Source organism: Pseudomonas sp. CM25 (genome assembly GCF_013179705.1).
In the GTDB taxonomy this organism is placed as follows: domain Bacteria; phylum Pseudomonadota; class Gammaproteobacteria; order Pseudomonadales; family Pseudomonadaceae; genus Aquipseudomonas.
Genome location: NZ_JABMCW010000601.1, coordinates 1 through 1786 on the forward strand (window position 1 = coordinate 1; position 1786 = coordinate 1786).

The following is a 1786-nucleotide window of genomic DNA, read 5'->3' on the forward strand; positions in this document are numbered from 1 at the left end:
GATCCTCTTCAACGAGTTACCGGGCCATCTGCAAACGATGGCCCTGTTCAAGGTGAACACGGGCTGCCGTGAGCAAGAGGTGTGCAAGCTGAGGTGGGATTGGGAGATATCGGTGCCGGAACTGGGAACCAGTGTTTTCCTGATCCCTGCTGACTTCGGCGGGAGACACGCCCGGTCGGGCGTAAAGAATGGCGACGAGCGCCTGGTGGTGCTGAACAACGTGGCCAAGTCGATTATTGAAAGGCAGCGCGGGATCAGCAAGGAATGGGTATTCCCATACAACGGCACCGCGATGCACCGGATGAACGACTCGGCATGGAAGAAGGCACGGGTGAGAGCGGCGAAACTCTGGCAGGAGGAAAACCTTCGCCCCGCTCACCCTGGATATGCCTCGATCAGGATTCACGACTTAAAGCACACCTTCGGTCGACGACTGCGGGCAGCAGGCGTTACTGAAGAGGATCGGAAGTCACTGCTCGGGCACAAGAACGGCAGCATCACCAGCCACTACTCCGGCGCTGAGCTGGGCAAGCTGATTGAGGCTGCGAACATGGTATCAACAACTGACTCTCGCGGGCCGGTGTTGACGATCTTGAAGAGGAAAATCGGATGAAGTCCCGAAAAACTCCCCACATGCAAAAACGAAAAAGCCACCCGAGGGTGGCTAAGTCGTTGAAATATATGGTCGGGACGGAGTGATTCGAACACTCGACCCCTTGCACCCCATGCGCTTATGTAGTGGAGTTCCATGGAATGCCATGGACCGCCCAAGATCACCTGTAAGCTAGCAAATACGGGACCTACAAGATATATTAAGTTCTGTGGAAATCCACCAGCATCCCCCTGAAGCCAACCAATTCGGTGGGGCAAAAGTGGGGCAAAATTCCAAGGCACGCCACGTTGGCTAGGGGTAACCATTGACGAAGCTGACAGTGAAGCAACTGGAAGCACTCACGCCCACCGATGACGGCAAAACGCTTCGAGAAGAGGGCGGCCTGACCGCCAAGGTTCGTGCAGGCGTGCGCGGGGTTACGGTGCTCTTCCGTTTTGAATTCAAAATGGGCGGAACCAAACGCGATCAGCGTCTGGGCAGCTGGCCAAAAAGATCGCTGGCGCAGATTCGTGCCGAACGAGACGAAGTGAGAGCAAGCGTTGCTAAAGGTATAGAACCCGCCGCCGCCCGAAAGGCAGCTAAGATCGAGGCCCAAGCTGCGGTCGCAGCAACTATTGCTGAAGCCGAACGTCAGGCTGCAGAGAACAAGACTGTCACCGACCTTTTTGAAGAATGGATGCGCGACGGGGTATCCCGCCAGGACGGCAACGCAGAACTTCGCCGCAGCTTTTCCAAAGACGTGCTTCCAGCTATCGGCTATAAACCTCTGCGAACTATTAATGAAAAAGATCTGCTCACTCTCCTGCGTTCGATCAAAGCTCGCGGTCTAAACCGTACAGTCGTTATTCGCAGCAAGGACATAGGTCAGATGCTGCGGTGGGCCGAGAAACGAAATCCGTGGCGAACCTTGATGGTCGATGGAAACCCCGCCGACCTGATTGACGTAAACAAACTCCTTGATCATGACTATCAGGAGCAGCGCGACCGTCTGCTATCCACTGGCGAAATCCAAGAGTTGCAATATATTTTCACCCGCTTGGCGTCTGAGTATAACTCCCTACCCGCTGGCCAAAAATACTCCGGCATCCGACCTGTGAATTCCCGCGTACAATGCGCAGTCTGGATCTGCCTCAGCACCCTCTGTCGCATAGGCGAACTCCTCAAGTCCGAGTG

At 55.3% G+C, this 1786-nt stretch carries 2 protein-coding genes; both read left to right on the forward strand.

Features of this window, described 5'->3' with window-relative positions:
- Positions 1-613, forward strand: a 613-nt coding sequence (locus HP546_RS29860; protein WP_172233360.1) for a tyrosine-type recombinase/integrase, incomplete at its 5' end; no start/stop codon positions are given.
- 304 nt (positions 614-917) lie between these two features.
- A partial coding sequence (locus HP546_RS29865) for an integrase arm-type DNA-binding domain-containing protein (protein WP_172233363.1) occupies positions 918-1786 on the forward strand: 869 nt, incomplete at its 3' end.